The organism is Nocardioides caeni (assembly GCF_004912195.1).
Lineage (GTDB): Bacteria > Actinomycetota > Actinomycetes > Propionibacteriales > Nocardioidaceae > Nocardioides > Nocardioides caeni.
Map to the genome: position 1 here is coordinate 71046 of NZ_STGW01000001.1, position 17097 is coordinate 88142.

Below are 17097 nucleotides of genomic sequence, written 5' to 3' on the forward strand. Positions count from 1 at the left end.
TTCCGGTCCACAGGCCGTCGTCTCGCCGGGGCCCTCCACAGGGGCTCGACCTCGGGCGGCGCGGCGTCGGCTCCGTCGCGTCCACTGGTCGACACCGGCACACGGCGTGCCGGTGCGACGAGCGAGTCGCACGGACACGATGGAGGACAGGGCCATGGCCAACGACACGATGGTGACGATCCAGGGCTGGGTCGGCAGCGTCCCCGCCTTGCGCGAGGTCGCCGGCACGCCGGTGCTCAACTTCAGGGTGGGCGCCACCCCGCGGCACTTCAACCGCTCCAACGGCGAGTGGGTCGACGGCCACACGCAGTGGTATGCCGTCAGCGCCTGGCGGCGCCTCGCCGAGCACGGCGAGCGGTCGCTGCGCCAGGGCGACGCAGTCATCGTCCATGGCCGGCTGCAGCACCGCACCTACGTCAACAAGGCCGGCGTCGAGACGATCTCGATCGAGATCGAGGCCATCACCGTCGGCCACGACCTGACCAGGGGGACGGCGTCCTTCTCCAAGGCGGTCGCGACCACCGAGCAGCAGGGGACCGCGCCGGCGGCCTGAGGAAGGCAGCCCGAGGCAGCCCGGTCGTGCTCCCCGGGGAAGCGCTGCGTAGCCTTGCCCCATGGCGGAATACGTCCTCTCCCTGCGCAATGTCCGCAAGGCCCACGGCGACAAGGTCGTCCTCGACAACGTGACCCTGTCGTTCCTGCACGGGGCCAAGATCGGTGTCGTCGGCCCCAACGGCATGGGCAAGTCCTCGCTGCTCAAGCTGATGGCCGGGCTCGACGTCCCCAACAACGGTGACATCGTGCGCGACCCCGACGCCACGGTGGGCATGCTCCAGCAGGAGCCGCCGCTGACCGAGGGCAGGACGGTGCTGGAGAACGTCGAGGAGGCCGTCGCCGACACCAAGGCGAAGATGAAGCGCCTCGAGGACGCCTACATGGAGATGGGCGACCCCGACGCCGACCAGGATGCCCTGATGGCCGAGACGGGCGACCTGCAGACCGAGCTCGACAACATCAACGCCTGGGACCTCGACAGTCGTCTCGAGCAGGCGATGGACGCGCTGCGCTGCCCGCCGTCCGACGCCCTCGTCGACAACCTGTCGGGTGGTGAGCGCCGCCGAGTCGCCCTGTGCAAGCTGCTCCTGCAGCAACCCGACCTGCTGCTCCTCGACGAGCCCACCAACCACCTCGACGCCGAGTCGGTCCAGTGGCTCGAGGGCCACCTGAAGTCCTACCCGGGTGCCGTCCTGGCCGTCACCCACGACCGCTACTTCCTCGACAACGTCGCCGAGTGGATCGCCGAGGTCGACCGCGGCTCGATCCACGGCTACGAGGGCAACTACTCGACCTACCTCGAGACCAAGAAGGAGCGGCTCAAGGTCGAGGGCGCCAAGGACGCCAAGCGCGCCAAGATGCTGGAGAAGGAGCTGGAGTGGGTCCGCTCCAACGCCAAGGCGCGCCAGACCAAGTCCAAGTCGCGTCTGGCCCGCTATGAGGAGATGGCCGCCGAGGCCGACAAGGCGCGCAAGATCGACGCCGCCGACATCAACATCCCGCCGGGCCCGCGTCTCGGTGACATCGTGCTCGAGGCCGAGCACCTGACCAAGGGCTTCGAGGACCGGGTCCTCTGGAACGACATCACCTTCACGCTGCCGCGTGCCGGCATCGTGGGCGTCGTCGGCCCCAACGGCGTCGGCAAGACCACGCTCTTCCGGATGATCACCGGTGGCGAGGAGCCAGACTCCGGCAAGCTCACGGTCGGCCAGACGGTCAAGATCTCCTACGTCGACCAGAGCCGCGGCGGCATCGACCCCAACAAGAACGTCTGGGAGGTCGTCTCGGACGGACTGGACTTCATCAAGGTCGCCAACTTCGAGATGAACAGCCGCGCCTACGTCGCGTCCTTCGGCTTCAAGGGTCCGGACCAGCAGAAGAAGGCCGGCGTGCTCTCCGGTGGCGAGCGCAACCGTCTCAACCTGGCGCTGACCCTCAAGCAGGGCGGCAACATGCTGCTGCTCGACGAGCCGACCAACGACCTCGACGTCGAGACCCTGTCCTCCCTGGAGGACGCACTGCTCGACTTCCCGGGTTGCGCCGTGGTCACCTCCCACGACCGGTGGTTCCTCGACCGGATCGCCACCCACATCCTCGCCTGGGAGGGCACGGAGGACAACGAGGGCGAGTGGTTCTGGTTCGAGGGCAACTTCGCCTCCTACGAGGAGAACAAGATCGAGCGACTCGGCCTCGAGGCCGCCCGCCCCCATCGGGTCACCCACCGTCGCCTCACCCGCGACTGATCCTCACGAGGAGCGCGGGGTCAGGACCTGATCTCGCGCTCGGGGTGCTCGGCGATGAGGGCGTCGCAGACCGCGTCCATGACTCGGCCCAGGGCCGCCAGGTCGGCCGGGTCGGCCAGGTCGACGAGCGCGGCACGGACCGTCTCGACGTGGTCGGGAGCCGCAGCGGCGAGCACGTCGAAGCCGCGGTCGGTGAGACGGCAGACGACGCCGCGCCCGTCGTCCGTCGCGTCCGCTCGACGGACGAGGTCCGCCTCCTCCATCCGCTTGACCGTGTGGGTGACCCGGCTGCGGCTGTGCGCCAGCGACGCGGCCAACTGGGCCATCCGCAGCTGGCCGCCGGACTCCGACAGGCGCACCAGGATCTCGTAGTCGACGGCGGCGATGCCGTGCTGACGCCGCAGGTCGGCATCGATCCGGTCCTGGACCAGGGTCGTGGCGAGCAGGAACGAGCGCCAGGCCCGCTGCTGGGTCTCGTCGAGCCAGCGCGGCTCGCCCTCGTCGCTCACCGCGTCAGTCTAGGAGGTGACGCATGAGGACGCGGGGGTGGCCGCTGAGCACCGAGTCGGTGTCGGCGACGTGCTGGAAGCCCGCGGCCTCGAAGTTGGCCCGCAGCCCGGCGTAGGCCATGGTCAGGTCGACCTTCGCGCCGCGGTTGTCGAGCGGGTAGGCCTCGAGCGCGGGCGCCCCGCCGGCGCGGGCATGGTCGATGGCGCCGGCGATGAGGGCGTGGGAGACGCCGCGTCCGCGGTGGCCGGGACGGACGCGGATGCACCAGAGCGACCAGACCGGCAGGTCGTCGACGTGGGGGATCTTGCGGTTGCGGGCGAAGGTCGTGTCGGCGCGGGGCGCGACCGCAGCCCAGCCGACAGGTTCGTCGCCGTCATAGGCCATCACGCCGAGCGGGCCGTCCTCGAGCAGCTGCGCGACGAACGCGCCGCGCTCCTGCCCGCGCATCGCGTTGTTGACCTTCGACGGGATCCGGTAGCTCAGGCACCAGCACACGCTCGCGTCGGGACTCTTCGGACCGACGAGTGTCCGGACGTCCTCGAAAACGGTGGCGGGCCGCACCTCGATGCTCATGCACCGAAGGTACGGCCCGCCGCCGACAGGGCAGTGACGCTCAGCTCATGCGCTCCAGGATCATCGCCATGCCCTGGCCGCCGCCGACGCACATGGTGATCAGGCCGGTGGACTTGTCGTGCCACTGCAGCGAGTTGATCAGCGTGTTCTGCAGGCGGGCGCCGGTCATGCCGAACGGGTGCCCGACGGCGATCGCGCCGCCGTTGACGTTGAGCTTCTCGATCGGGATGCCGAGGTCCTCGGCCGACGGCAGCACCTGCGCGGCGAAGGCCTCGTTGATCTCGGCGAGGTCGATGTCGTCGATGGTCATGTTGGCGTGCTTGAGGGCGTTGCGCGTCGCCTCGACCGGGCCGAGACCCATGATCTCGGGGGACAGGCCGGACACGCCGGTCGACACGATGCGGGCCAGCGGGGTGAGCCCCAGCTCGGCGGCCTTGGTGTCGGACATGATCACGACGGCGGCGGCGCCGTCGTTGAGCGCGCAGCAGTTGCCCGCCGTGACGACGCCGTCGGGCCGGAAGACCGGCTGCAGCTGCGAGAGAGCCTCGTAGGTGACGCCGGCACGGGGGCCGTCGTCCTTGCTGACGACGGTGCCGTCGGCGAGGGTCACCGGGGTGATCTCACGCTCCCAGAAGCCGTCGTTGATGGCCTTCTCGGCGAGGTTCTGCGAGCGGGCGCCGAACGCGTCGAGGTCCTCGCGCTTGAGGCCACGGATGCTCGCGACGTTCTCGGCGGTCTGGCCCATCGCGATGTAGATGTCGGGCAGCAGGCCGTCCTCGCGCGGGTCGTGCCAGACCTGACCGCCCTTGGCGTACTCCTCGGTGCGCACCTGGGCGTCGGCGAAGAGCGGGTTCTTGGTGTTGGGGATGTGGTCGGAGGTGCCGAACTGGAAGCGGGACACCGTCTCGACGCCCGCGCTGATGAACACGTCACCCTCGCCGGCCTTGATCGCGTGGAAGGCCATCCGCGAGGTCTGGACCGAGGAGGAGCAGTAGCGGGTGATCGTCGCGCCCGGGATCTCCGTGCCCATCAGGGTGGTGACGATGCGGGCCATGTTGTTGCCGGCCTCGCCGCCGGGCAGGCCGACGCCGAGGTAGAAGTCATCGACCTCCGCGGGGTCCAGGGCCGGGACCTTGTCCAGCGCGGCCTGGGCGATGAACGCCGTGAGGTCGTCGGGACGGAAGTCCTTGAGGGAACCCTTGTTGGCTCGTCCGATCGGGGTACGAGCGGCGGAAACGATCACGGCCTCGGGCATGACACTCCTTGGTGGTGCGGGGATGGGCTCCCCGGATGACCTGGCTGATGCCGGCGGGGAGAGCCCGCCCAGCGTAGTCCTCGCACGCGAGAACACGTTGCAGTGGTGTCCCATTCCACATCGCGCCGACGAGCCCTCGCGGGCCCCGGTCTGGGACGATGCGCCCGTGCGGCATCGCTACGAGTGCCCCCTCCGGTGGGCAGACCTGGACCTCCTCGGTCACATCAACAACGTCAAGTACGTCGACTACCTGCAGGAGGCGCGGTCCGCCCTGCTCCAAGCCTGCCTCACCGCGGCCGGGGTCGACCGGCCGGCAGGCGACGCCTACGTGGTGGTGCGCCACGAGGTCACGTTCGTCGCGCCGCTGCTCCTGCGGCGGGACACGGTGTCCGTCGAGTCCTGGGTCGGTGAGATCCGTGCCGCCAGCTTCGCGCTCGAGCACGAGATCTTCGACGAGGACGCCGACGGCACGCGCACGGTCTACCTGCGAGCCCGCACCGTCCTCGCGCCGTTCCAGCTCGACGTCGGCCGACCGCGCCGCATGCTCCCGGTCGAGCGCGATGCGCTCGCCCCGTTCGCCGAGACCAGCGAGCGGCCACGGTCGGAGCCGGTCCGGGTCGACGTACCGCGGGACCGCTCGGCCCACTACCCGGTGCAGGTCCGCTTCTCCGACATCGACGTCTATCGGCACGTCAACAACGTGAAGTACGTCGAGTACTTCCAGGAGTCGCGCATCGCGCTCTTCCGGGCGCTGAAGGACGCGGTGAGCCAGTTCCCCCGCATGGGTGTCGTGGTCGCCCAGACAGACCTCGAGTACGTCGTCCCGATGGAGCTCCATGCGACACCGTTCGACTGCTGGGCCGTGGTGTCGGCGTTCGGCACCAAGTCGATGACGATCGAGTCGGAGATCACGTCCGGCGACACGGTCCATGCCCGGTCCCGGGTGGTGCTGGTCTTCTTCGACACCACCACGCAGCGGTCGGTCACCCCGCCCGAGGGCTACCGCGAGGCGGTCATGGCAGCGCTGTGAAGTCCGGCTCGCGGCCCTCGGCGAAGGCGCGCAGCGCCTCGAGGTTCGCGGGCCCGCCCATCAGCTCGGCGAACGCAGCGTTCTCGCGGTCCCGCGCGGCCCTGATCGCGTCGCGGTGCGGCTCGGCCATCGCCCGCTTCACCGCGATCAGCGACGAGATCGGGCGTGCGGCCAGCGTTGCGGCATGACGCCGCGCGGTGGGCAGCAGGTCATCGGGAGCGCAGACCTCGCGGACGAGTCCCATCCGCCGCGCCTCCTCGGCGCTGACCCACTCGGAGGAGAGCAGCATCCAGGCGGCGTCCTGACGGCCGACCAAGGTCGGGAAGAGGTACGACGACGCGGCCTCGGGCGCGACGCCGAGCGACGTGAACGGGCACTTGAGCCGTGCCGTGTCCGCCATGAAGGCCAGGTCGGCGAAACCGAGGATGGTGGCACCGATGCCGAGCCCGAGCCCGTTGACGGCCACGACGAGCGGCTTCGGGAAGTCGACCAGGGCATCGACGAGGCCGGTGAAGCCGTGGGCGCCGCGCTGGAAGTCGGGGTCGGTGGCGATCCGGTGCATCTCGAGAAGGTCCGTGCCGGCGCTGAAGGCGCGGCCGGCGCCGGTCAGCAGGACCACGGCGACACCGGGGTCGGCGCTCGCCTCCAGCAGCGCTTGCGCGGTCGCGTCATAGAGCTCCTCGTTGAACGCATTGAGCGCGTCGGGACGGTCGAGGACGAGCGTGCGGACGCGGTCGGCGTCGGTCACCTGCAGCACCATGGCCACAGGATAGAACGTGTTCTAGTGAGCCACTAGTGATCGGCCGCCGGCTCGGTGCCCTCGGGTTGCGCGCGCAAGCGCTTGAGCGCGCGATGGCGTGCGACTCGCACCGCCACGGCGCTCATGCCGAGGGCATCGGCCGTCGCGGCGACGTCGAGATCGAGGACCTCCAGGCAGGCGATGACGTCGCGCTCCTTCGGGGGGAGCGAGGCGAGCGCCTCACGCACCCACTCGTCGGCGATCAGGTGATGCTCGGGGCCGGTGGCGGCCGTCAGCGTCGACGACGCGATCGCGCCGAGCCCCCGTGATCGCGTGGCGGACCGGCGGCCGGCGTTGGCTGCGTGGTTGCGTGCGATGCCGAAGAGCCAGCCGCCGAAGTCCGACTGGTCGCCGTGGAAGTCGGTGATCCGCTCAGCGGCGACCAGCCAGCTTGCTGCGGCGAGGTCCTCCGGGAGCTCGCCCCCGGGATGCGCGCGGGCGTCGAGCCAGAGCAGCAGTCGACCGGCGTGGGCGCGATACAACTCGTGCCACGCAGTCGAGTCTCCGCTTTTTGCAGCGGCGACGGTCTGGTCGTCGTCGCGCACCGACGTGTCCCACCCCTACTCCACGACCGGCTGGTGCCGGCTGTCCCGAAAGCCCCCCGAGGGCATGTCTCTCGCATTCTCCCCCGAGTGGAGCGGATCGGGCGAGTTGTCAGGCGGTGCTCCCTCTCAGCGCCTCCAGCGGTCGCGAGAGCGGTCCCGGTCGTCGTCCCGGTCGTCGTCCCGGTCGTCGTCGCGGTCGCGCTCGCCGTAGCGGTAGTCGCGGTCCCGGTCGTCACCGCGGTCGCGGTCCCGGGCGCCATCGCGATCTCGGTCGTGGTCCCGGTTGCGGTTGCCGTTCCGGTCCCGGTTGCGATCACGATCGCGGGTCCGCTCACCACCGCGAGCCTGACGATCGCCCGCTGAGGAGCGAGGACCGGCCGCCGGGCCGGTGGGATCGGTGGCGCGGTCGGCGTCATCGGGAGAGGTCGTGCCCGGCAGCCCCGGGGACAAGGGGCTGCCGGGCGTTGCGGTGACGTCGGAATGTGGGGTGCCGACGTCACCGCTGGCCGATGGGCTGGGGGACTCCTGGGCGGGGCGAGTGGCGGGCGAGAGTGGGGTTCCCGCGCCACTGGGGTTGCCGCCGGCCCACGTGGCCGTCGCGATGGCCGCGACCGCGGCCATCACGACGATCGTGCGGAGTCCAGCCGACCGGGCCGATCGGGGGGCTGGCTGCGAGGCGAGACTCGCCTCGGCCAGCAGGGCGAGGAACACCGGCGTCGGCTCGAGCGTCGGGGCAGCGACGCGGAGCCGGTCAGGCCGGTGCGGACTCGTCATGGGGTGTGATCTCCAGCTCGGTGCTTCGCATCGTGAGCCGCGCCCACCCGAGACGGGGACGGCTCACGAGCACTTCACCCCCTACATGTCGCCGGCGCTCCCCGGCGTTACATCAGTCCCGAAGAAAGTTTCCGAGGCTCGTTCCAGCGGCGGGAGCTCAGCCGGGGCTGTTGATCATGAAGTTCGCCGCGTGGGTGACGTAGTCCCAGAAGCGCTGGTCCTGGGCGGGCGTCAGCGCCACCCTGTCGAGAGCGGCCCGGAAGTGGGAGAGCCAGCGGTCACGGGCGTCGGTGTCCACCGCGAACGGAGCATGCCGCATCCGCAGACGAGGATGACCGCGTTGCTCGGAGTACGTCGTCGGACCGCCCCAGTACTGCACGAGGAACAGCAGGAAGCGCTCCTCCGCGGGCCCGAGGTCCTCCTCGGGATACATCGGCCGCAGGACCTCGTCCTGGGCGACGCCCTCGTAGAACGCTGCGACGATGGCACGGAAGGTCGGCAGGCCGCCGATCTCCTCGTAGAAGCTCGTCTCGTCGCTCACCCCTCCATCATCCCTCGCGGTCGTCGGCAGCCGACTCGGGGGCGCCGGCGGACGCGGCGGCGCCCTCCTGCTGCGGCTGCTTCCGGTCGTCGCGGTGCCACACGACGCGCTGGGCGAACGGCATCTCGATGCCCTCGTGGTCGAAGCGGGCCTTGATCCGCTGTCGCAGGGCGCGGGCCACGGCCCACTGCTGGAGCGGTGCGGTCTTCACCATCACCCGGACCGTGATCGAGTCGGCGGCCAGCATCTCGACGCCGGTCACCTCCGGCTCCTCGACGATGACCCCGTTGAAGTCCTCGTCGTCCCACAGGTCGTGGGCGACCTCGCGCAGCACGCGCTGGACGCGCACCAGGTCCTCGCCGTAGCCGACCCCGACGTCGACGACGGCGCGCGACCAGTTCTGGCTCTTGTTGCCGACCCGCATGATCTCGCCGTTCGGCACGTACCAGACCGTGCCGTTGATGTCGCGCAGCCGGGTCATGCGGAGCGTGACGGCCTCGATGGTGCCGTTGGCCTCGCCGAGGTCGACGACGTCGCCGACGCCGTACTGGTCCTCGAGGAAGATGAAGATGCCTGCCAGGAAGTCGCGGACCAGTGACTGGGCGCCGAAGCCGAGCGCGATGCCGATGATGCCCGCGCTCGCGATGATCGGGGCGATGTTGACCCCCAGTTCGCTGAGCACCATCGTCCCGACGACGGCGGAGACGACGATCGTGATGATCGACTTCAGGACGCCGGCCATGGTGGCGGCGCGCTGCTTGCGCCGGGCGGTGATCGCCGCTTCGACGCGCTCGGGGAGCACTCCGACCTCGGCGCGCCGCGCCACCCGGTCCACGACCCGGTGGAGGACCCAGCGGAAGACGATCCCCAGCAGGATCAACCCGATGACGGCCAGCGGCTTGCCGATGAGGACGTCGGACCACTCCGCGAACCTGCGGCTGTCGGTCCAGTCCCACACGGCGTCGCACACCTGCTCCCCGGGTTGGCAGGGAGACGCCTCGTCGGCGCTGGCGGCCAGGGCGGTCACGGAGGTCGTCAGCATCCGGCCAGTCTTGCAAAGACCTCGTTGTCCTCAAGGGCGCGGGTGCCGATATCCTCCTCACGTGACCAGCACCGTCGTACGACGCCTCCTCGCCGTCAGCTCCCTCGTCGCGCTCCTCGTCGTCGGCTCGGCCGTCGCCGCGTCGGCGGACACCCCGGAGCCGCGTCCGGGCAGCTGGGAGCCCAAGCCCGACGTCGACCTGCTGCACGCCTTCCTGCTGCTGGGCGGTGTCCCGCTGCTGATCATGATCCTGATCACGCTCCTCTTCGTCGCCCCGGCGCTCGCTCGTGGCGCCGACCTCAGCCCCAACGCCCTCGAGCCGGAGAACCAGTGGCTCGGTGGTCCTCGCAAGGCGGCCGGCGAGCTGGCCGCGCCGGACTCCGAGGACTCCAAGGCCGGCGGCGCCGGCGGCAGCTGGTAGTCCCGGCATGGGAGCCCTCGCCCTCACCCCCGCCGAGCAGGCGGCGCTCGACGTCACGATCCGGACCAGCGAGCAGGCCTGCCGCGCCGAGATCTCCGTCTTCATCGGCACCGCGACCGGGCAGCCGCGTGACTTCGCGACCAGCCTGCACAACACCCTCGTGCTGCCGACCCGCAGCATCCTGGTCATGGTCGACCCGCACCGCCGGATCATCGAGATCGTGACCGGTGGCCACGTCCGTGAGCGGCTGACCGACGCCGAGGCCCAGCTGGCCGTGTCGGCGATGACCGACGGCTTCGCCGCCGGCGACCTCGCCGCCGGCCTCACCCAGGGCATCGAGCTCCTGGGTGAGCTCGCCCGGGACTGAGCGGGACCTACGCGTCGGCCGCCTGCGCGGCCAGCGCGCGGGCGACGTCCGCTCGACCCTCGCGCACGTAGCGGACTGCTCCGGGGTTGACCGTGCTGGCGTGCTCCTCGAGCCAGGCGTCGACGGCGGCGAGGGTCGTCGTCGTGGCGAGCACGCGCGGGAAGATCCCGTTGAGCGCCGTGGAGGCCTTGTGGGTGCCGAGGCGCTCCCACGTGCTGGCGACCTCGGCGAGATAGCGCTCGACGTACGGCGTCAGCAGCTCCTCCTGTCCGGGCTGCATGAACGCCATCACGACGCAGCGCTGGGTCTCGTTGGGCGTGCCGGGGTCGAGCATGGCCTGGGCCCAGGCGCGCTCCTTGGCCTCGGCACTCGGCTGGGCGGCGCGGGCGGCGGCGGACTTCTCCTGCCCGGAGTTCGTCGGGTCGTTCGCGAGCTCGGCGTCGATGCGCGCGTCGTCGGCGCGGCCGAGGCGGGCGAGGTGGGTGAGCACGGTCCAGCGGAGGTCCTGGTCGACCTCGAGGCCCTCGACGGACAGTGACCCGTCGAGGAGTCCCTCGAGGTCGGTGATCGCGGCCTCGCTGTGCGCGATGCTGGCGTAGGACCGGACGAAGGTGAGCTGGTGGTCGGTGCCGGGCGCGGCGGCCAGCAGCAGCGCGCGCAGACCCTCCTCCCACCGGGCAGCCAGCGCGTCGCGGGTGTCCGGAGCGCTGTAGGTCGTCACCGCCTGCTCAGCGTAGACGGGGATCCGGCTGACACCCCACGCGTCGGTCTCGGCGCCGATGTTGCTGAGGACGAGGTCGACGAAGTCGGTGGCGGGGAGCTCGGCGTCGCGGGTCATGTCCCACGCGGCGCTCCAGACCAGTGCGCGGGCGAGCGAGTCGTCCAGGTCGGACAGGCGCGAGATCGCGGTCGCGCGGGAGCGGTCGTCGAGGCGGATCTTGGCGAAGGCGAGGTCGTCGTCGTTGAGCAGCAGCAGCTCGGGCTGTGCCTTCCCGACGAGCGCGTCGAGCTCGGTCCGCGGGCCCGCGACGTCGACCTCCACGTAGTCGGTGCGGACGAGACGCCCCGTGTCGGCGCCCTCGGTGTTGTAGAAGCCGATCCCGACGCGGTGCCGTCGCAGCGTCGGGTGGTCGGCCGGCGCGGTCTGCTCGATCGCGAAGCTGCGGTAGGTGCCGTCGTCGTCGAGCTCGAAGACGGGGGAGAGGGTGTTGGTGCCCGCGGTCTGCAGCCACTCCTGGGCCCAGCCGGCGAGCTCGCGCCCGGACGACTTCTCGAGCGCGTCGAGCAGGTCGCTGAACTCGGTGTTGCCGAACGCGTGGTCGTGGAAGTACTGCTTGATGCCGGCGAGGAACGGCTCGAGGCCGACCCACGCGACGAGCTGCTTGAGCACCGACGCGCCCTTGGCGTAGGTGATCATGTCGAAGTTGACCTCGACGGCGTGCAGGTCGACGTTGTCCGCGGCGATCGGGTGGGTCGACGGGAGCGAGTCGGCGCGGTAGCCCGTCTGCTTGCGGGCGTTGGTGAAGCCCGTCCAGGCGTCGTCGTACGACGTCGCGAGGGCCTCGGCGTGATAGCAGGCCCACTCGGCGAACGACTCGTTGAGCCAGAGGTCGTCCCACCACTTCATGGTGACGAGGTCGCCGAACCACATGTGCGCCATCTCGTGCAGGATCACCGAGGCGCGGAACTCGTAGAACGAGCGCGGCTGCTTCGAGCGGGGAAGGTACTCGTCGCGCAGGGTGACGGCGCCGGCGTTCTCCATCGCTCCCATGTTGTATTCCGGCACGTAGAGCTGGTCGTACTTGCCGAAGGGGTAGGGGTAGCCGAAGGCTTCCTCGAAGAATTCGAAGCCCTGCCGGGTGAGCGTGACGATCTCCTCGCGGTCGCGCTCGAGGTAGTCCTTGAGGCTCTGGCGGGCGTAGTGACCGAGCGGGATCGTGCCGTGGGCGCCCTCGTAGGTGTCCTGGACCTCGTAGTAGTCGCCGGCCACGATCGCGGTGATGTAGGTCGACATCGGCTTCGTCGGCTCGAACGTCCACCGGGCGACGTCCTCGCCGTTGGTGTTGGCGGCACCGGTCGGCACCGGCACGGGGGTCGTGCTGTTGGAGACGACCTTCCAGTGCGCGGGCGCGGTGACGTCGAAGGTGAACGGCGCCTTGAGGTCGGGCTGCTCGAAGGTGGTGAAGACGCGCCGAGCGTCGGGGACCTCGAACTGGGTGTAGAGATAGACGTTGCCGTCGGCGGGGTCGACGAAGTGGTGCAGGCCCTCGCCGGTGTGCGAGTAGGTGCAGTCGGCACGCACGACCAGCACGTTGTCGGCCTGCAGGTCGGGCAGGGTGATCCGGCTGTCGGCGTACGACGTCGCGGGGTCGAGGGCCACGCCGTTGAGCGTGACCTCGTGGACCTCGGCGTCGACGAGGTCGGCGAAGGTGGTGGCGCCCGGCTGGCGGCAGCTGAAGGTCAGCGTGGTCGTCGAGCCGAAGGTCTGCACGCCGCTCGTCGTGGCCTCGGAGAGGTCGAGCTCGACGACATAGGACGCCACCTCGAGGAGGGCGGCGCGGGCGGCTGCTTCATCGCGGGTCAGGTTGGTGCCGGGCATGCCGACCATCCTCGCATCCGGGTGAACTTGTCTGACAACCGCCCGGACCTGACGAGGCAGCGACGAATGACACGGTTGTAATTATTGAAAGTCAACGCGACACGCCGGTGATTGGTGAGATTTCGGGGGTTTTTGTTGCGTTCTGGGGCAGTTGTGACCGATGGTGTCGGACATGCGCCAACCGGGACTCGTCGCGCGCTGGGGGACGTCGGTCCTCGCCAGCGCACTGTTCGCGACCATGCTGGTGTTCGCCGCCGGGATGGCACGGACACCGCTTCCGGTGACCCCATCGGCCACGAACACCTATCTCTGCAGTGGTTACTCGGGGTGCAGCTCGGACGGGTACTCCGATGCGGGCTACGGCGCCGTGAACGACCGGATGTACTGGCGGATGTACTCCGGCCACAACTGCACCAACTACGTCGCCTACCGGATGATCAAGGCCGGCATGTCGACCAGCCGCCCCTGGTCCGGCGGCGGCAACGCCAGTGAGTGGGGCCTGCACATGAGCTCCATCACCGACCAGGTCCCCAACGTCGGGGCCGTCGCCTGGTGGGCGCGCTACGACAACGGCAGCGGCTCCGCCGGTCACGTCGCCTACGTCGAGAAGGTCATCTCCAGCACCGAGATCATCGTGTCCCAGGACAGCTGGGGCGGCACCTTCTCGTGGCGACGCATCAGCAAGGACAGCGGACGCTGGCCGACCGGCTTCATCCACTTCGTCGACAAGACGATCGGCTTCAAGACCACGCCGACCGTCAAGGCCGAGCCCGTCGTCGGCACCGAGCTCACGGTGCCCGAGCCGAGTTGGACGGTGAAGCCCGGCGCCGTGACCTACCGCTGGTTCGTCAACGGCTCCTACACCGGTGTGAGCGGGCTGTCGTTCACCCCGCGGCCCTCCGACGTGGGCAAGCCCGTCTTCCTCCGGATCCGGGCCGCGCGCAGCGGGTACACGACCGCCGTCCACGACGTCACCCCGCCGAAGAGCGTCGCGAGGGGCGTGATGTCCCTGACCGGCGACCCGGCTGTCGCGGGGGAGCTGCTCGTCGACAACACCCTCGTCGCCGACAGCGGCACCTGGACGCCGGAGCCGGCTGCCACGGCGTGGCGGTGGTACGCCGACGGCCAGCTCATCGAGCGTCCCAGCTACAAGACCCGACGCCTGGCGCTCACCCGCGACCTCGTCGGCAAGAAGCTCGGACTCCAGGTCGTCACCCGGACCGATGGCTACGAGATCACCCGCACGCCCATCAACCCGGTCGGGACCGTCCTCGCCGGCAAGATCGAGGTCGCCACGCCCTTCGCCGTCACCGGTCGACCGCGGGTCGGCGAGACGCTGAAGGTGACCGGCGGGGTCACGACCCCCTCGGACACCAAGGTGGCCTACACCTGGCTGCGCGACGGTGTCCCGATCGCCGGGGCCACCGGGACGTCGTACACGCTCACCGGGGAGGACGCCGGCGCCCGCGTCTCCGTGCGGACCGACCTGACCCGCACCAACTACGCCCCGTGGACCGGGGAGGTGGCCGCCCGCGCCCGCGTGCAGTCCACCTCCAGCCTGCGCACGTCCGTCCGTGTCGTCGGGGCCCGCGGCCGCGCCGTCGCCGTCGCCGTCCGGGTGCTCGCGCCGGAGGTCGACCCCGTGACCGGCCGCGTCCTGGTGCGTATCGGTGGCCAGACCCGGACCGTCACCCTGGTCGACGGCCTCGCCCGTGTCAGCGTCCCGTTCTCGACCCCCGGTCGGCGCAACGTCCTGATCCGCTACCTCGGATCCGACGCGGTCACCGAGGCGCGGGCCACGGACCGGGTCGTCATCCGCTGAGCGTGCAACCGGGAATGGCTCACCTGCCGACGTGGTTGCGCCAGTCATGACCAACCGCGCCGACCTCTGGTTCGACCCGCTGTGCCCCTTCGCCTGGATCACCTCGCGCTGGATCATCGAGGTCGAGGACGTCCGTGACATCGAGGTGCACTGGCACGTGATGTCGCTGGCCCACCTCAACAAGGACCGCGACATCCCGGAGGAGTACCGCACCATGCTCGCGCCCGCCTGGGGGCCGGTGCGCGTGCTCATCGCCGCCCAGGAGCGGCACGGGGACGGCGTCCTCCGTGCGATGTACGACGCCTTCGGGCAGCGCATCCACCTCGACGGCCGCCGCCTCGACCACGAGCCGGACGGCGGTCTCGCGCTGATCGCGGAGGTCCTCGCCGAGACCGGACTCGAGGCCGATCTGATCGACGCGGCCACCGACCCGTCGTACGACGACAAGGTCGCGCGCTCCCACCACGAGGGCATGGACGCCGTCGGGGACGAGGTCGGCACGCCCACGATCCACGTCAACGGCACGGCCTTCTTCGGTCCCGTGCTCTCGAAGATCCCGCGCGGCGAGGAGGCCGGCCGGCTCTGGGACGGCACCGTCGCCGTCGCGTCGTTCCCGTACTTCTACGAGCTGAAGCGCTCCCGGACCGGGGATCTGGACTTCAGCTGACTGCGGGTCGGCGGCAGAGCGGACCGGTCAATAGGATTCCCCTCATGACGCATGTCCTCTCCGCCGTCGCCTGGCCCTACGCCAACGGCCCCCGCCACATCGGCCACGTCGCCGGGTTCGGCGTGCCCTCCGACGTGTTCAGCCGCTATCAGCGGATGGCGGGCAACGACGTGCTCATGGTGTCCGGCTCCGACGAGCACGGCACGCCCATCCTGATCGCCGCCGACGAGGCCGGGATGACGCCCCAGGAGCTCGCGGACAAGAACCACCGGCTGATCGTCGAGGACCTGGTCGGTCTCGGCATCACCTACGACCTCTACACGCGGACCACGACGCGCAACCACCACGCCGTCGTGCAGGAGCTCTTCCTCGGCGTCCACGACAACGGCTACTTCGTCGAGCAGACGACCTACGGCGCCATCTCCCCGTCGACCGGGCGCACCCTGCCCGACCGCTACATCGAGGGCACCTGCCCGATCTGCAAGTACGACGGTGCCCGTGGCGACCAGTGCGACAATTGCGGCAACCAGCTCGACCCCCACGACCTCATCGACCCGCGGTCGAAGATCAACGGCGAGACGCCGAAGTTCATCGAGACCCAGCACTTCTTCCTCGACCTGCCCGCGCTGGCCGGCGCGCTGACCGAGTGGCTCGACGAGCGCGAGGCGTCGGGGACGTGGCGCCCCAACGTCATCCGCTTCTCCAAGAACATCCTCGACGAGATCCGTCCGCGCGCGATGACGCGCGACATCGACTGGGGCATCGCCGTCCCGCTCGAGGGATGGCGCGACAACCCCACCAAGAAGCTCTACGTCTGGTTCGACGCGGTGATCGGCTACCTGTCGGCGTCGATCGAGTGGGCCCGCCGCAGCGGCAACCCCGATGCCTGGCGCGACTGGTGGAACGATCCCGAGGCGCTGTCCTACTACTTCATGGGCAAGGACAACATCACCTTCCACTCCCAGATCTGGCCCGCCGAGCTGCTGGCCTACGCGGGCCGCGGCGACAAGGGCGGCGAGCCCCGCGAGTACGGCGTGCTCAACCTGCCCACCGAGGTGGTCTCGAGCGAGTTCCTGACGATGGAGGGCAAGAAGTTCTCCTCCTCCAAGAAGGTCGTCATCTACGTCCACGACCTGCTGGCGCGCTACCAGCCCGATGCCTTCCGCTACTTCGTCGCCGCGGCCGGACCGGAAAGCCAGGACTCCGACTTCACGTGGGCGGAGTTCGTCCGTCGTACCAACGACGAGCTGGTGGCGGGCTGGGGCAACCTGGTCAACCGCACGGCCACCCTGATCGCCAAGAACTTCGGTGAGATCCCGGCGGCCGGTCCGCTGGCCCCGGAGGACGAGGCCGTGCTCGCGGCCACGGACGCCGCGTTCGGCGTGGTCGGTGACCTGATCGGCCGGCACCGGCAGAAGCAGGCGATCGGCGAGGCGATGCGCGCGGTGGCCGAGGTCAACAAGTACGTCACCGACTCCGAGCCGTGGAAGATCAAGGAGGATCCCGAGCGCCTCGGCACCGTCCTGCACGTCATGGCGCAGTGCGTCGCCGACCTCAACCTGCTGCTCAGCCCGTTCCTGCCGTTCTCCGCCAACGCGGTCGACGTGGCGCTGGGGGGCGAGGGCGCGGTCGCGCCGATGCCGCACGTGGAGGAGGCCGCCGACCTCGACGACGCCACGCGCGGCTACCCGATCATCACCGGCGACTACGCCGGCTTCCCCGAGTGGCGGCGCCACCCGATCGAGGTCGGGCGCGCGGTCGCGAAGCCCACCCCGGTGTTCGTGAAGCTGGACCCCTCGGTGATCGAGGAGGAGCTCGCGCGGCTCGACGGCTGAGCCGGCGTCCTCGGAGTCAC

At 70.2% G+C, this 17097-nt stretch carries 17 protein-coding genes; 8 read left to right on the forward strand and 9 right to left on the reverse strand.

The window, feature by feature from the left end:
- Nucleotides 1-154: 154 nt before the first annotated feature.
- Nucleotides 155-553, forward strand: coding sequence for a single-stranded DNA-binding protein (gene ssb, locus E9934_RS00400; protein WP_158294874.1), 399 nt, complete (start codon nt 155-157; stop codon nt 551-553).
- A gap of 61 nt (nt 554-614) precedes the next feature.
- On the forward strand, nt 615-2297 hold the full coding sequence (ettA, locus tag E9934_RS00405) for an energy-dependent translational throttle protein EttA (protein WP_136560865.1): 1683 nt from the start codon (nt 615-617) through the stop codon (nt 2295-2297).
- 20 nt (nt 2298-2317) lie between these two features.
- On the opposite strand, the gene E9934_RS00410 is transcribed toward ettA, so the two are convergent.
- Genes E9934_RS00410 through E9934_RS00420 form a run of 3 tightly spaced genes read right to left on the reverse strand, consistent with a single transcriptional unit; the run spans nt 2318 to nt 4635 of the window.
- Nucleotides 2318-2806: a MarR family winged helix-turn-helix transcriptional regulator gene (locus E9934_RS00410; protein WP_136560866.1), complete on the reverse strand. Its 489-nt coding sequence runs from the start codon at nt 2804-2806 to the stop codon at nt 2318-2320.
- A gap of 4 nt (nt 2807-2810) precedes the next feature.
- Complete coding sequence (locus E9934_RS00415; protein WP_136560867.1) at nt 2811-3380, reverse strand: GNAT family N-acetyltransferase; 570 nt, start codon at nt 3378-3380, stop codon at nt 2811-2813.
- Nucleotides 3381-3420: 40 nt separating this feature from the next.
- Nucleotides 3421-4635, reverse strand: a complete 1215-nt coding sequence (locus E9934_RS00420) for an acetyl-CoA C-acetyltransferase (RefSeq protein WP_136560868.1) — start codon at nt 4633-4635, stop codon at nt 3421-3423.
- Between the two features lie 166 nt (nt 4636-4801).
- Here E9934_RS00420 and E9934_RS00425 point away from each other — a divergent pair, with 166 nt between their 5' ends.
- Nucleotides 4802-5665: an acyl-CoA thioesterase gene (locus tag E9934_RS00425; RefSeq protein ID WP_136560869.1), complete on the forward strand. Its 864-nt coding sequence runs from the start codon at nt 4802-4804 to the stop codon at nt 5663-5665.
- On the opposite strand, the gene E9934_RS00430 is transcribed toward E9934_RS00425, so the two are convergent.
- The 5 genes from E9934_RS00430 to E9934_RS00450 all read right to left on the reverse strand — a co-directional run bounded on the left by E9934_RS00430 (nt 5649) and on the right by E9934_RS00450 (nt 9366).
- Nucleotides 5649-6425, reverse strand: a complete 777-nt coding sequence (locus E9934_RS00430; protein WP_136560870.1) for an enoyl-CoA hydratase/isomerase family protein — start codon at nt 6423-6425, stop codon at nt 5649-5651. The genes E9934_RS00425 and E9934_RS00430 overlap by 17 nt on opposite strands.
- Nucleotides 6426-6457: 32 nt before the next feature.
- The gene (locus E9934_RS00435) at nt 6458-7009 is read right to left on the reverse strand and encodes an RNA polymerase sigma factor (RefSeq protein WP_136560871.1); all 552 of its coding nucleotides are present in this window, start codon (nt 7007-7009) and stop codon (nt 6458-6460) included.
- 126 nt (nt 7010-7135) lie between these two features.
- Nucleotides 7136-7783 (reverse strand): hypothetical protein, encoded by a 648-nt coding sequence (locus tag E9934_RS19880; RefSeq protein ID WP_193556848.1) that lies wholly within the window; start codon nt 7781-7783, stop codon nt 7136-7138.
- A gap of 157 nt (nt 7784-7940) precedes the next feature.
- Entirely contained in the window at nt 7941-8324 is a 384-nt protein-coding gene (locus E9934_RS00445) for a globin (RefSeq protein WP_136560872.1), read from the reverse strand.
- A gap of 7 nt (nt 8325-8331) precedes the next feature.
- Nucleotides 8332-9366 carry a mechanosensitive ion channel family protein gene (locus tag E9934_RS00450; RefSeq protein WP_136560873.1) on the reverse strand — a complete coding sequence of 345 codons (1035 nt, stop codon included), beginning with the start codon at nt 9364-9366 and terminating at the stop codon, nt 8332-8334.
- A gap of 61 nt (nt 9367-9427) precedes the next feature.
- Here E9934_RS00450 and E9934_RS00455 point away from each other — a divergent pair, with 61 nt between their 5' ends.
- Nucleotides 9428-9787 (forward strand): hypothetical protein, encoded by a 360-nt coding sequence (locus E9934_RS00455; protein WP_136560874.1) that lies wholly within the window; start codon nt 9428-9430, stop codon nt 9785-9787.
- Nucleotides 9788-9794: 7 nt separating this feature from the next.
- Nucleotides 9795-10154: a DUF5130 family protein gene (locus E9934_RS00460; RefSeq protein WP_136560875.1), complete on the forward strand. Its 360-nt coding sequence runs from the start codon at nt 9795-9797 to the stop codon at nt 10152-10154.
- 7 nt (nt 10155-10161) lie between these two features.
- On the opposite strand, the gene pepN is transcribed toward E9934_RS00460, so the two are convergent.
- Nucleotides 10162-12753: an aminopeptidase N gene (gene pepN / locus E9934_RS00465; protein WP_136560876.1), complete on the reverse strand. Its 2592-nt coding sequence runs from the start codon at nt 12751-12753 to the stop codon at nt 10162-10164.
- 172 nt (nt 12754-12925) lie between these two features.
- On the opposite strand from pepN, the gene E9934_RS00470 reads away from it, so the two are divergent.
- Genes E9934_RS00470 through metG form a run of 3 tightly spaced genes read left to right on the forward strand, consistent with a single transcriptional unit; the run spans nt 12926 to nt 17077 of the window.
- Nucleotides 12926-14575, forward strand: a complete 1650-nt coding sequence (locus E9934_RS00470) for a CHAP domain-containing protein (protein WP_158294875.1) — start codon at nt 12926-12928, stop codon at nt 14573-14575.
- 31 nt (nt 14576-14606) lie between these two features.
- Nucleotides 14607-15242, forward strand: coding sequence for a mycothiol-dependent nitroreductase Rv2466c family protein (locus E9934_RS00475; protein ID WP_338036655.1), 636 nt, complete (start codon nt 14607-14609; stop codon nt 15240-15242).
- Between the two features lie 44 nt (nt 15243-15286).
- Entirely contained in the window at nt 15287-17077 is a 1791-nt protein-coding gene (gene metG / locus E9934_RS00480) for a methionine--tRNA ligase (protein WP_136560879.1), read from the forward strand.
- Nucleotides 17078-17097: the final 20 nt, after the last annotated feature.

Bases quoted from the DNA above. Each gene is read 5' to 3' on its own strand.
- ssb (WP_158294874.1), top strand. From the start codon at position 155: ATGGCCAACGACACGATGGTGACGATCCAGGGCTGGGTCGGCAGCGTC.
- ettA (WP_136560865.1), top strand. From the start codon at position 615: ATGGCGGAATACGTCCTCTCCCTGCGCAATGTCCGCAAGGCCCACGGC.
- E9934_RS00415 (WP_136560867.1), bottom strand. From the start codon at position 3,380: ATGAGCATCGAGGTGCGGCCCGCCACCGTTTTCGAGGACGTCCGGACA.
- E9934_RS00420 (WP_136560868.1), bottom strand. From the start codon at position 4,635: ATGCCCGAGGCCGTGATCGTTTCCGCCGCTCGTACCCCGATCGGACGA.
- E9934_RS00430 (WP_136560870.1), bottom strand. From the start codon at position 6,425: ATGGTGCTGCAGGTGACCGACGCCGACCGCGTCCGCACGCTCGTCCTC.
- E9934_RS19880 (WP_193556848.1), bottom strand. From the start codon at position 7,783: ATGACGAGTCCGCACCGGCCTGACCGGCTCCGCGTCGCTGCCCCGACG.
- E9934_RS00450 (WP_136560873.1), bottom strand. From the start codon at position 9,366: ATGCTGACGACCTCCGTGACCGCCCTGGCCGCCAGCGCCGACGAGGCG.
- E9934_RS00460 (WP_136560875.1), top strand. From the start codon at position 9,795: ATGGGAGCCCTCGCCCTCACCCCCGCCGAGCAGGCGGCGCTCGACGTC.
- pepN (WP_136560876.1), bottom strand. From the start codon at position 12,753: ATGCCCGGCACCAACCTGACCCGCGATGAAGCAGCCGCCCGCGCCGCC.
- E9934_RS00470 (WP_158294875.1), top strand. From the start codon at position 12,926: ATGCGCCAACCGGGACTCGTCGCGCGCTGGGGGACGTCGGTCCTCGCC.
- metG (WP_136560879.1), top strand. From the start codon at position 15,287: ATGACGCATGTCCTCTCCGCCGTCGCCTGGCCCTACGCCAACGGCCCC.